The organism is Variovorax sp. CCNWLW186, assembly GCF_037203865.1.
Lineage (GTDB): Bacteria > Pseudomonadota > Gammaproteobacteria > Burkholderiales > Burkholderiaceae_C > Variovorax.
In genome coordinates, this window is record NZ_JBBCBO010000031.1 from 38,017 (window position 1) to 49,532 (window position 11,516).

An 11,516-nucleotide genomic window follows, 5' to 3' on the forward strand; every position below is an offset into this window, starting at 1 on the left:
ATCCAGGAAAGACCATGAAACGCAAAGTCATCGTTGCCGGCGTCGGCATGATTCCGTTCAGCAAGCCGGGCAAGAGCGAGCCCTATCTCGTGATGGGCGAGCGTGCCGCGCGCCTTGCGCTCGACGATGCACGCGTGCCGTATGCCGAAGTGCAGCAGGCCTATGTGAGTTATGTGTATGGCGACTCGACCGCCGGCCAGGCCGCCATCTACCGCGTCGGCCTGACCGGGGTGCCGGTGTTCAACCTCAACAACAACTGCTCCAGCGGATCGAGCGCGCTCTTCCTGGCGCGGCAGGCCGTCGAGAGCGGGATGGTCGAATGCGCGCTGGCGCTCGGCTTCGAGCAGATGGTGCCGGGCGCGCTGAAGGGCGCGTACGACGACCGGCCCTCGCCGATGGCGCGCTTCGCCGAAGAGATGACGACCCTCCAGGGCTTCGACCCGGCCGCGCCGCGCGCCGCGCAGTTTTTCGGCGGCGCGGGGCGCGACTACATGAAGGAACACGGCATCCGCGCCGACACCTTCGGCCGTATCTCCGTCAAGGCGCGCCAGCATGCGGCGCGCAACCCGATGGCGGTGTTTCGCGACACCGTCACGCTCGACGAGGTGATGGCCGCGCCCACCGTGTTCGAGCCCATGACGCGGCTGCAGTGCTGCCCGCCCACCTGCGGCGCCGCCGCGGCGGTGGTGTGCTCGGAAGACTTTGCGCGACGCCACGGCATCGACACCACGGTTTCGATTGCTGCGCAAGCCATGACGACCGACACGCCCAGCACCTTCGACTCGCACGACATGCGCAAGGTGGTCGGCTACGACATGACGGTGGCGGCTGCCCGCCAGGTGTACGAGGCAGCCGGCATCGGCCCCGAAGACATCGACGTGGTGGAGCTGCACGACTGCTTCACCGCCAACGAGCTCATCACCTACGAAGGGCTCGGCCTCACCCCCGAAGGCACGGCCGAGAAGTTCATTCTGGAAGGCGACAACACCTATGGCGGCCGCGTGGTCACCAACCCTTCCGGCGGTTTGCTCTCTAAGGGGCACCCCCTGGGCGCGACCGGACTGGCCCAATGCGCCGAACTCACCTGGCAGCTGCGCGGCCAGGCCGACCAGCGGCAGGTGGAAGGCGCGCGCCTCGCGCTGCAGCACAACCTCGGGCTGGGCGGCGCCTGCGTGGTCACGCTCTACCAGCGCGCTTGAGGGGCAGCCGCATGATCGACCGTAGCTTCATCGGCCACACCCTGCCGGCCTTCGATGTGCGCGTGGAGGCCGGCCGGCTGCGCTTCTTCGCCAAGGCCACGGGCCAGACCGATCCGCTGTATGTCGATGAAGAAGCCGCGCGCGCGGCCGGCCTGCCCGGCTTGCTCGTACCGCCCACATTCCTGTTCTGCCTTGAGATGGACGCGCCCGATCCGGCCGCCATCCGCAATCTGCTGGGCATGGACTACCGGAAGCTCCTGCACGGCGAGCAGCAGTTCACGTATCACGCACCGGCGCATGCCGGCGACACGCTGCGCTTCGAGCAGCGCATCGAAGACATCTACGACAAGAAAGGCGGCGCGCTGGAGTTTGTGGTGCGCCGCACGCAGGTGCACAACCAGCGCGATGCATGCGTGGCCGAACTGCGCACCGTGACCGTGCTGCGCAACGCCTGAACGGGTCTGAACCGCATCACCGTGACTTCAACAACCTCGCACACTCCCCGGTTCGACAGCCTGCAGGTCGGCGACACGCTGCCTGCGCTGCAACTCGAACCCGTTTCGCGCCTGATGCTCGCGCTGTACTGCGGCGCATCGGGCGACCACAACCCGATTCATGTCGACATCGACTTCGCGCGCAGTGCCGGGCAGGCCGACGTGTTCGCCCACGGCATGCTGTCGATGGCCTGGCTCGGCCGGCTGCTGACCAACTGGGTGCCGCCCTCGGCGCTGCGCAGCTACGGCGTGCGCTTTGCGGCCATCACGCATGTGGGCGACCGCGTGCGCTGCGAAGGCCGCGTGGCGGAGAAGTTCGAAGCGGGCGGCGAGCGCCGCGTACGGCTCGAGCTCTCTACCGTCGACCAGGACGGCCAGGTCAAGCTCAGCGGCGACGCCGTGGTGGCCCTGCCCTGATCTCTTCATCTTCTCGAACGCATTCCAATCCATGAACAAGTTGAACAAGTTGCACGACAAGGTCGCCCTGGTATCGGGCTCGGGCCGCGGCATCGGCCGCAGCATCGCACTCAAGCTCGCGAGCGAAGGCGCTCGCGTGGTCGTCAACGATCTCGACGAGGCTCCGGCCGCTGAAACGGTCGCCGCCATCCGCGAGGCCGGCGGGCAGGCCGTGGCCTGCATCGGAAGCGTGACGCAGCCGGACTTCGGCGCGCGCTTTGTCGGCACCGCAATCGAGACCTACGGCGGGCTGGACATCATCGTCAACAACGCCGGCTACACCTGGGACAACGTCATCCAGAAGATGAGCGACGAGCAGTGGGAAGACATCCTCGCCGTGCACCTGACCGCGCCTTTCCGCATCCTGCGTGCCGCGGCCGATTTCATCCGCAAAGCGTCGAAGCGCGAGGCCGAGGCTGGCACGCCGGTGCTGCGCAAGGTGGTGAACATCTCGTCGACCTCCGGCGTCTACGGCAACGCGGGGCAAGCCAACTACGCGGCGGCCAAGTCGGGCATCAACGGGCTGACCAAGGCGCTTGCAAAGGAATGGGGCCGCTACAAGGTCAACGTGAACAGCGTGGCCTTCGGCCTCATCAAGACACGGCTGACCGAGGCGGACGCCAATGCCGACGCCAGCATCGACATCGACGGGCGCCAGATCAAGGTCGGCGTCAACCCGCAGATCCTGAAGAACGCCGAATCGCTCATTCCGCTGGGCCGCGGCGGCACCGCCGAAGAAGCAGCAGGCGCCGTCTACCTGTTCTGCATTCCCGAGTCGGACTACGTGAGCGGACAGGTGCTGGTCTGCGGCGGCGGCCGCTCCTGAACCGGAGCCGAGAGCAATGCCCTTGCCTACCGCAGCCCGCCCCTGGATGGACGCCGAATTGTCCATGCTGGCCAACACCGCGCGCCGCTTCTTCGAAACGGAATGTGTGCCGCGCCAGGAAGAATGGGCGCGCCAGCACCACCCAGACCGCGCCATCTGGCGCCGCGCGGGCGAGCTCGGCCTGCTGTGCCCCGGCATTCCGGAAGCGTACGGTGGCGGTGGCGGCGGCGTGCTGCACGAGGCGGTCATCTGCGAAGAGCAAGGCCGCGCACTGGTCAACAGCTTCAGCCTCAACGTGCACAGCGGCATCCTCGCGCACTACCTGCTGGGCTACGGCTCCGAAGAGCAAAAGCTGCGCTGGCTCCCGAAGATGGCCACCGGGGACATGGTCGGCGCCATTGCCATGACGGAACCCGGCGCGGGCACCGACCTGCAGCGCATCAAGACCTCGGCGCGGCTGGACGGCGACTGCTATGTGCTGAACGGCGCCAAGACCTTCATCACCAACGGCCTGCATGCCGACCTGGTGTGCGTGGCGGTAAAAACCGACCCGGCGCTCGGTGCCAAGGGGGTTTCGCTCTTGATGGTGGAAACAGCCGACCTGCCGGGCTTCCGGCGCGGCAAGCTGCTCGAGAAAGTCGGGCAGCGCGGCCAGGACACGGTCGAGCTGTTTTTCGACGACGTGCGCGTGCCGGCGTGCAACCTTCTCGGCGACACCGAAGGCCGCGGCTTCGTTCAGCTCATGCAGCAGCTGCCGCGCGAGCGGCTGCTCATTGCGGTGGGCGCTGCTGCCACCATGCAGCGCGCGGTGGACGACACCGTGGCCTACGCCACGCAGCGCCAGATCTTCGGCGACACGCTGATGAGCCTGCAGAACACCCGTTTTCGGCTGGCCGAATGCCAGACGCAGGCCACCATGGCGCGCAGCTTTGTCGACGACTGCATGGCGCGCCTGTTGCGCGGCGAGCTCGACGGCGCGACCGCCGCCATGGCCAAGTGGTGGATCACCGACGCACTGTGCCGCGTGGCGGACGAATGCGTGCAGATCCATGGGGGCTACGGCTACATGACCGAGTACCCGATTGCGCGCATCTGGGCCGACGCGCGCGTCGGCCGCATCTACGGCGGTTCGAACGAGGTGATGAAGGAAATCATCGCCCGCGCGATCGAGCCCTGACGTCGAAGCCATGCAGCAAGAACCGGTTCCGCCGCCCATGACCGACTGCCCTGCTCTCGCGGAAACTCCGCCACCGCATTGGCCGCGCGGGCTGCCCGCGCGCATCCATGTGCCGCGCATCACGCTCTGGCAGCAGCTCGAATCGGCGGCGCTGCGCTTTCCGGACAAGCCCGCCATCTTTTTCTGCGAGAACGCCGTCACCTATGCCGCGCTGCGCGACCAGGCCGTGCGGCTGGCCGGGCACCTGCAGCAGCACGGCGTGAATCGCGGCGACCGGGTGCTGCTTCTGAGCCAGAACTGCCCGCAATTCGTCGTCGCGTTCCACGCCATCGTGCGCGCGGGCGGTGTGGTGGTTCCGATCAATGCCATGAGCACCGCGGCCGAGGTGTCGCACTACCTGGCCGACAGCGGCGCCCGCGTGGCTTGCGTGGCACAGGAGCTGCTCGCGGCGGTGGCGCCGGCGCTGCAGGACGGGCGGCTCGCACATGCCGTCGTGCACACCTACTCGGATGCTTTGCTGCACCCGCCCACGCAGCCGGTGCCCGATGCCGTTATGGCGGCACGCCTGCCGCTCGACGTGCCCCGCGCGGTGGCGTGGCAGGCCGCACTGGCCGACGCACCGCCGCCGCGCGAGATGGACGTGCAGCCCACCGACCTGTGCCTGCTGCCCTACACCTCCGGCACCACGGGCCACCCCAAGGGCTGCATGCACACGCACCGCACCGTGCTGGCTTCGACGTACGGCGCCGTCCTGTGGCGCGGCCTGCATGCCGAGGCAGTGGTGCTCGCGGTGGCGCCGCTCTTTCACATGCTCGGGCTGCAGAACGCGATGCTGATGCCCCTTTCGCAAGGCGCGACTGTCGTGATGCTGCCGCGCTGGGATGTGGCGGCCGCGGGCCGCGCCATCGAGCGCTACCGCGTCACCACCTGGGCCGCACCGCCCGCCATGCTGAACGACTTCTTCGCCCACCCCGAAACCGCGCAGCGCGACCTGCGCAGCCTCAGCATGCTCAACGGCGGCGGTGCGCCGATGCCGCAGGCCGTTGCCACGCTGCTGCGGGAACGTTTCGGCATTTCGTACGTGGAAGGCTACGGCCTCACCGAGACGGCCTCTTTCCTGCACGGCAATCCGCCGGGCAATGGCAAGACGCTTTCGCTCGGCCTGCCGGCCTTCGGCGTCGAATCGCGCATCGTCGATCCGGTCACGCTGGCGCCGCTGCCCGACGGCGAAGTCGGCGAACTCGTCACGCACGGCGAGCAGCTCATGCTCGGCTACTGGAACAACCCACAGGCCAATGCAGCCGCCTTCTTCGAGCGCGACGGCAAGCGCTTCTTTCGCACCGGCGACCTCGCCTGCCGCGATGCGGACGGCTTCTTCTTCATGCGCGACCGGCTCAAACGCATGATCAACGTCAGTGGCTTCAAGGTGTGGCCGGCCGAGGTGGAAGACCTTCTTCACCAGCACCCGGCCGTGCACGAGGCCTGCGTGGTGGCCGTGCCAGACGCCCGCCAGGGTGAGTCGGTTCGGGCCCTGGTGGTGTGCAGGCCCGGCGCGCAGGTTGACGCGGAAGGCATTGCCGCGTGGTGCCGCGAACGGCTTTCGGCCTACAAGGTGCCGCGCAGCGTGGTGTTCCGCAACGCCCTTCCCAAATCCGAGACCGGCAAGGTGCAGTGGCGGCTGTTGCAGGAAGAGGCCATTGCCGAAGCCGAACGCGCCGCGCATTGACGAAAACAAAGGAGACAAGCATGCAGACCTCATCTTTTTCTTCCGCTCCTGCGGGCCTGACACGCCGGGCACTCGGCGCCGGTGCGCTTGCTGCATTCGGCGCGGCGGCACTCGGGCGGCACACCGCGGCACTGGCGGCGGAGTTTCCATCCAAGCCCATCACCGTCATCCTCCCGTTTCCGCCGGGCGGCATGCTCGACGCGGTGGTGCGCGCCATGCTGGACGCGGCCTCGCACGAGATCGGCCAGCCCTTCGTGCTGACGCACAGGGCGGGCGCAGGCGGCGTAACCGGTACCGCCATCCTCACCACCATGGGCGATGCCGATGGCTACACGCTGGCCGTGATGCACAACACCGTCATCCGCCAGCCGCACATGATCAAGGTGCCGTGGGACCCGCGGACCGACTTCAGCTACGTGATCGGCATGGCCAGCCTGGCCACCGGCATTGCCGTGGCGGCCGATGCGCCATGGAAGAACCTTGCGGACCTGCTGGCCGATGCGAAGAAGCGCCCGGGCGAGATCAGCTGGGGCAATGTCGGCAGCACCAGCATCAACCGCATCTATGCCGAGCGGCTGGCGCGCGCGGCGGGCGTCAAGTTCAACTTCATCCCGTTCAAGGGCGGCAACGAGCAGCTCACCGCGCTCATCGGCCGACACCTCGATGTGTCGGGCGACCCGGGTTTCGGTGCGATGGCGATGGGCGGCAAGGTGCGCGTGCTGGCCACCTTCACCGAAGAGCGGCTGAAGCGCTGGCCCGCCGTGCCGACCGTGAAGGAACAGGGCTACGACCTGGTGATCCAGTCGCCGTTCGGGCTGGTGGCACCGAAGAACCTCGATGCGAAGATTTCCGCCCGCTTGCAGACGGCCCTGCGCAAGGGCATGGAAGACCCGGCCTACCAGCGCCTTTTGAGCGACTTCGATCTTGCGGCGTGGCCGATGGACAGCACGGCGTTCCGCGCCTACGCGCAAGCCCAGTACACACGCGAGAAGCAGATGCTCGACGAAGTCGGCTTCAAACCCGAATGAACCTCGTGCAGATGAACGAAACCCTTACCGAACCGGAATCGACCGCGCGCCCCGTGGCAGGACCGGAGCGCCATGTGCCCTTTCTCGAACTGCTGGCCGCCAGGCGCGACTTCGCCGCCGACGGCAAGGCAATCGTCTCGCTCGAACTGCGGCCCGAGCTGTGCAACAACCACGGCGGCGGCCATGGCGGCGTGGTCATGACGCTGCTCGACAGCGCCATGGCGCACGCCGCGCTCAGCCGCATCGACTACAGCCGCGAAGTGGTGACCATCGACATGCACATCGGCTTCATGCGCCCTGCGTCGGGCCGGCTGGTGGCCACCGGCCGCGCGACGGGCGGCGGGCGCTCGGTGTGCTTTTGCGAGGCCGAGCTGGTCGACGGCAGCGGCACGGTGGTGGCCAAGGCAATGGGCACCTTCCGCTACCGCGCGCCGGCCGATGCAAACGCCACCGGCGCGCCTCGCCCCAACTGAACCCACTCGGCTGGAGACACACATGTACCTGACACAGGGCCTGCACCGCGCCGTGCAGCGTCACCCCCACAAGACAGCACTGCGCCACGTGGCGGAAGACTCGGAACGCTCGCTCGACTTTGACGAGCTGCTGGACGCGGTCGCGCGCCATGCCGCGGCACTGCAAGCAAGAGGCATACGGCCCGGCGACCGCGTGGCGCTGCTGGCGCCCAACAGCGACCGCCTCATCGTGGCGCTGTGGGCCTGCTGGTGGCTGGGCGCCGTGGCGTGCCCGCTGAACACGCGCTGGAGCGTGCCCGAATTGCGCTTTGCACTGGCCGATGCGGGCGCCCTGCTTCTGGTTACCGATAACGCCCTGGGCGAAACCGCCGCACTGCTGGGCGACCTGGCACCCGTGGTTTCATTCAGCGCGCTGGCCGGCGAGGCCGCGGGCCGCGCCCCGCTGCCCGACAGCCGCACCGGCGGCGACGCGCTGTGCACCCTGCTCTACACCGGCGGCACCACCGGGCGCTCGAAGGGCGTGATGCTCTCGCATGCCAATTTTTGGACGGCTTCGATGACGCGCGGCGCCGAGTTGCCGAACTCGCCCGACAGCGTAGCGCTGCTGGTGGCGCCGCTGTTCCATGTGGCCGGCATGGGGCGGCTGGTGGGCCAGTCGATGGTCGGCGGCACCTGCCTCACGATGCCGAGCTTTCGCCCGGAGCCGGTGCTCGCGGCCATCGAGCGCCACGGCATCACCGACACGGTGATGGTGCCGAGCATGCTGCAGAGCGTGCTCGACTGGCCGCATTTCGACTCGGCGCGCGCGCAGTCGCTCAACCGCATTGCGTTCGGCGCCGCACCCATGCCGCCCGATCTGCTGGACCGCGCCCTCCAGGCATGGCCCGAAGCCGAGTTCTTCCAGGCGTACGGGCTGACTGAAACCGCAGGCGCCGTCTGCATCAACCCGCCGCAGAACCACCGCGGTGCGGCGCGCCTTGCGGACCGCTGGCGCTCTGTCGGCCGGGCCGGTCTGGGCGCGGAGATCCGCATCGTCGACGAATCGGGCGCCGAGCTGCCGCGCGGCGTTGTCGGAGAAATCGTGGTGCGCGGCCCCATGGTCACGCGCGGCTACTGGAACCTGCCGGAGACCACCCAACAGGCGTTCCACGAGGGCTGGTTTCGCACTGGCGACGCTGCGCGCATGGACGAAGACGGCTACATCTTCATTGCCGACCGGCTGAAGGACATGATCATTTCGGGAGGCGAAAACGTCTACTCCGGCGAGGTCGAGGCGGCGCTGCGCAGCCATCCGGCAGTGTCCGACGCCGCGGTGATCGGTGTGCCCGACACGCGCTGGGGCGAAGCGGTGCATGCGGTGGTCGTGGTGCGCCAAGGGCACCCGGCGGCCGGTGCGGCCAGCGATGCCATTGCCGCGGAACTCATCGCCGAGCTTACGGCGTGGTGCCGCCGCGAGCTGGCCGGCTACAAATGCCCGCGCAGCATCGCCTTTGCCAAAAGCCTGCCGATGAGCGCCGCCGGCAAGGTGCTCAAGACCGCCTTGCGCGCCACATATGGCCGATGAGATCGCCGCTGAGATGTCCACTGGGGAACACGCCGAAGCCGAAGCCCGCCGCAACGCCTACGCCCGCGTGCCCTTCACGCGGATGATGGGTGTGCAGCGCGCCTATTCGGAAGGCGGCCGGGCACGGCTTTTGATCGATGCGCGGCCCGAGCTGCAAAACGTGATCGGCGCAGTGCATGGCGGGGTGATCCTCACCATGCTCGACGTGGTGATGGCGAGCGCGGCCGTCTCGCTGGTCGACTTCACCAAGACCGCCGTCACGCTGAACCTGAACACCAGCTTCGTGCGGCCCGGGCTCGGCCGCATCGTGGCCGACGGCTTTGCGCTGGAGACCAACGACGGCGTCGTTTCCTGCTCGGCCGAAGCGCGCGACGTAAGCGGCGAACTGGTCGCCAGCGCGCTCGGATCGTTTCGCTACCTGCCGCTGCCGCCGTCGGAAGCCTGAGCGCGGCGGTGTCCTTTCCATCATTCATACATCGCCCATGACCGAACACGCAGAAGCTTCTCTCGCTCCGCCGCCCGAAGCGGCCTTCGACTTCCAGGGCCGAGCGGTTTTCGTCGCCGGTGGAAGCAGCGGCATCAATCTTTCGATTGCCGAGGCTTTTGCCCGTCGCGGCGCCAGCGTGGGCATTGCAAGCCGCTCGGCGGAACGCGTGGCGGCCGCCGTCGAGCGGCTGCGCAGCCATGGCGGCCGCGCCGAAGGCTGGAGCGCAGACGTGCGCGATGCGGACAGCATCGGCGCCGCGCTGGCCGCGGCGCACGAGGCCTTCGGGCCCATCGATGTGCTGGTGTCGGGTGCTGCGGGCAACTTCGTGGCGCCTGCACTCGGCATGTCGAGCAAGGGCTTTCGCACGGTGGTCGACATCGACCTGGTGGGCACCTTCAACGTGCTGCGCTCGGCGCATGAATTCCTGCGGCGGCCGGGCGCATCGGTCATCAACATCTCGGCGCCGCAGGCGGCCAACCCCACGCCCTACCAGGCGCATGTGTGCGCCGCCAAGGCGGGTGTCGACATGCTCACGCGCGTGCTGGCCATGGAATGGGGCGCCGACGGCGTGCGCGTCAATTCGATCGTGCCGGGCCCCATCGGCGACACCGAAGGCGTGCGCAGGCTGGCGCCCGGCCCCGAGGCGCTTGCGGCCATGGCGGCTTCCATTCCGCTCGGACGCTTCGGCCGCACCGAAGACGTCGCGCTGATGGCGCTGATGCTGAGCTCGCCCTGGTCCAGCTTCGTCACGGGCGCTGTCATTCCGGTGGACGGCGGCAGTTCGCTCGCCGGCGGGCGCGACCTGAGTTCCGCGCTCAAGCCGGCGGCCTGAATCCATCTCTTCTTCTACGCCATGACCACACCCGAAGCTTCCCCTACCTACGAGCGCATCCGCTTCGAAACCGAGGGCCCAACGGCCGTGTTGACGCTCGACGACCCCGCCACACGCAACGCGCTCGGCCCGGCGATGCGCGAAGAAGTGGCCGATGCGGTACAGCGCGTTCGGCGCGACCGCAGCGTGCGCGCGCTCGTCATAACCGGTGCCGGCGGGCACTTCTGCTCCGGCGGCGACCTGCGCAGCATTGCAAGCGCGGGGCTGGACAACCAGGGCTGGCGCGAGCGCCTGCATGACCTGCACGGCTGGCTGCGCGACCTCATCACGCTCGACCGCCCCGTGGTTGCGGCGGTCGACGGTGCGGCCTTCGGCGCCGGCTTCGGCCTGGCCATGGCCGCCGACTTCGTGATTGCCACGCCGCGGGCGCGCCTGTGCGTGTCCTTCATCAAGATCGGCCTCGTGCCCGACTGCGGCACCTTCTATACCCTGCCGCGCATCGTCGGTGCGCAACGCGCCAAGGAGCTGATGCTTTCAGGCCGCGAAGTCGGCGGCGAAGAAGCGCTGCGCCTGGGCATGGCCATGGAGCTGCAGGCGCCCGAGCAATTGCTGCCCCGCGCACGCGCGCTCGCGGACAGCTTTGCAGGCGCATCGCCCTCGGCGGTAAGCCTCATCAAGCGCAGCCTGGCTGCTTCGGACGACCTGGACACCCGGCTCGAACTGGAGGCCAGCGCCCAGGCGCTGGCGATGGGAACCACGGGCCACCGCGAAGCCGTGGCGGACTTCCTCGCCAAGCGCGCGCCGCGCTTCCAGTGGCCGGGCTGAACGCACGACGGGCCTTCTGACCGGCGAGCTACCGCGGCTCGCCAATTGAATATTGCACGTGCCACGTGCACGGCCGCACCAGTTCCGAGCACCAGTTCTCTTCAACCACCGTCCTTGGCCTGTAGCGTCAAAGGCCTTCACTGGCGAAGCGGCGATTCACCCGCGCAGGCACGGTCTTTGCATGACCAGGAAATCACGGTGTAACGAAGCACCGCTTTGGTGTGGTTTTCGCGGTCTTGCGAACACCCGGCGCAAGAGGCGCCAGCACCTTCAGCCCGCACTCTGCGGGCGCCCCTCCCCCCAACCCCGCTCGTCAATGCAGCCACGCAAGGCTGCGTTGCGGCATTTGCATTTGAAAGGCCCCACCCCATGAAGAAACTCAAGCTCGTGATGGTCGGCAACGGCATGGCCGGCGTACGCACGCTGGAG

12 protein-coding genes are annotated in these 11,516 nt (G+C 68.3%); all 12 read left to right on the plus strand.

Annotated features, from left to right (window positions below; translation table 11 throughout):
• Positions 1-14: 14 nt before the first annotated feature.
• From V9K97_RS25425 to V9K97_RS25480, 12 genes are read left to right on the plus strand one after another with little or no spacing between them, the layout of a single operon-like run.
• Positions 15-1,199, plus strand: coding sequence for a lipid-transfer protein (locus tag V9K97_RS25425; protein ID WP_337321486.1), 1,185 nt, complete (start codon positions 15-17; stop codon positions 1,197-1,199).
• Between the two features lie 11 nt (positions 1,200-1,210).
• Positions 1,211-1,654 carry a MaoC family dehydratase N-terminal domain-containing protein gene (locus tag V9K97_RS25430; RefSeq protein WP_337321488.1) on the plus strand — a complete coding sequence of 148 codons (444 nt, stop codon included), beginning with the start codon at positions 1,211-1,213 and terminating at the stop codon, positions 1,652-1,654.
• A gap of 21 nt (positions 1,655-1,675) precedes the next feature.
• Complete coding sequence (locus V9K97_RS25435; protein WP_443304203.1) at positions 1,676-2,110, plus strand: MaoC family dehydratase; 435 nt, start codon at positions 1,676-1,678, stop codon at positions 2,108-2,110.
• Positions 2,111-2,141: 31 nt separating this feature from the next.
• Complete coding sequence (locus V9K97_RS25440) at positions 2,142-2,975, plus strand: SDR family NAD(P)-dependent oxidoreductase (RefSeq protein WP_337321490.1); 834 nt, start codon at positions 2,142-2,144, stop codon at positions 2,973-2,975.
• Positions 2,976-2,991: 16 nt separating this feature from the next.
• Positions 2,992-4,152, plus strand: a complete 1,161-nt coding sequence (locus V9K97_RS25445; RefSeq protein ID WP_337321492.1) for an acyl-CoA dehydrogenase family protein — start codon at positions 2,992-2,994, stop codon at positions 4,150-4,152.
• A gap of 10 nt (positions 4,153-4,162) precedes the next feature.
• A complete protein-coding gene (locus tag V9K97_RS25450) occupies positions 4,163-5,878 on the plus strand; it encodes a long-chain-fatty-acid--CoA ligase (protein WP_443304205.1) in 1,716 nt (571 codons plus the stop codon).
• A 20-nt stretch (positions 5,879-5,898) separates the two neighbouring features.
• A complete protein-coding gene (locus V9K97_RS25455) occupies positions 5,899-6,906 on the plus strand; it encodes a tripartite tricarboxylate transporter substrate binding protein (RefSeq protein ID WP_337321494.1) in 1,008 nt (335 codons plus the stop codon).
• Positions 6,903-7,379, plus strand: a complete 477-nt coding sequence (locus tag V9K97_RS25460) for a PaaI family thioesterase (RefSeq protein WP_337321495.1) — start codon at positions 6,903-6,905, stop codon at positions 7,377-7,379. The genes V9K97_RS25455 and V9K97_RS25460 overlap by 4 nt, the downstream gene beginning before the upstream one ends.
• 22 nt (positions 7,380-7,401) lie before the next feature.
• Positions 7,402-8,943, plus strand: coding sequence for an AMP-binding protein (locus V9K97_RS25465; protein ID WP_337321497.1), 1,542 nt, complete (start codon positions 7,402-7,404; stop codon positions 8,941-8,943).
• A 13-nt stretch (positions 8,944-8,956) separates the two neighbouring features.
• Positions 8,957-9,388, plus strand: a complete 432-nt coding sequence (locus tag V9K97_RS25470; protein WP_337321499.1) for a PaaI family thioesterase — start codon at positions 8,957-8,959, stop codon at positions 9,386-9,388.
• A gap of 37 nt (positions 9,389-9,425) precedes the next feature.
• The gene (locus tag V9K97_RS25475) at positions 9,426-10,262 is read left to right on the plus strand and encodes an SDR family oxidoreductase (protein WP_337321500.1); all 837 of its coding nucleotides are present in this window, start codon (positions 9,426-9,428) and stop codon (positions 10,260-10,262) included.
• 21 nt (positions 10,263-10,283) lie between these two features.
• Positions 10,284-11,087, plus strand: coding sequence for an enoyl-CoA hydratase/isomerase family protein (locus V9K97_RS25480; protein WP_337321502.1), 804 nt, complete (start codon positions 10,284-10,286; stop codon positions 11,085-11,087).
• Positions 11,088-11,516: the final 429 nt, after the last annotated feature.

What these genes read in the sequence shown, in the direction of transcription:
- V9K97_RS25425 (WP_337321486.1), top strand. Translation starts at nt 15, where the DNA reads ATGAAACGCAAAGTCATCGTTGCCGGCGTCGGCATGATTCCGTTCAGC.
- V9K97_RS25445 (WP_337321492.1), top strand. Translation starts at nt 2,992, where the DNA reads ATGCCCTTGCCTACCGCAGCCCGCCCCTGGATGGACGCCGAATTGTCC.
- V9K97_RS25470 (WP_337321499.1), top strand. Translation starts at nt 8,957, where the DNA reads ATGTCCACTGGGGAACACGCCGAAGCCGAAGCCCGCCGCAACGCCTAC.
- V9K97_RS25460 (WP_337321495.1), top strand. Translation starts at nt 6,903, where the DNA reads ATGAACCTCGTGCAGATGAACGAAACCCTTACCGAACCGGAATCGACC.
- V9K97_RS25465 (WP_337321497.1), top strand. Translation starts at nt 7,402, where the DNA reads ATGTACCTGACACAGGGCCTGCACCGCGCCGTGCAGCGTCACCCCCAC.
- V9K97_RS25455 (WP_337321494.1), top strand. Translation starts at nt 5,899, where the DNA reads ATGCAGACCTCATCTTTTTCTTCCGCTCCTGCGGGCCTGACACGCCGG.
- V9K97_RS25475 (WP_337321500.1), top strand. Translation starts at nt 9,426, where the DNA reads ATGACCGAACACGCAGAAGCTTCTCTCGCTCCGCCGCCCGAAGCGGCC.
- V9K97_RS25450 (WP_443304205.1), top strand. Translation starts at nt 4,163, where the DNA reads ATGCAGCAAGAACCGGTTCCGCCGCCCATGACCGACTGCCCTGCTCTC.
- V9K97_RS25430 (WP_337321488.1), top strand. Translation starts at nt 1,211, where the DNA reads ATGATCGACCGTAGCTTCATCGGCCACACCCTGCCGGCCTTCGATGTG.
- V9K97_RS25440 (WP_337321490.1), top strand. Translation starts at nt 2,142, where the DNA reads ATGAACAAGTTGAACAAGTTGCACGACAAGGTCGCCCTGGTATCGGGC.
- V9K97_RS25480 (WP_337321502.1), top strand. Translation starts at nt 10,284, where the DNA reads ATGACCACACCCGAAGCTTCCCCTACCTACGAGCGCATCCGCTTCGAA.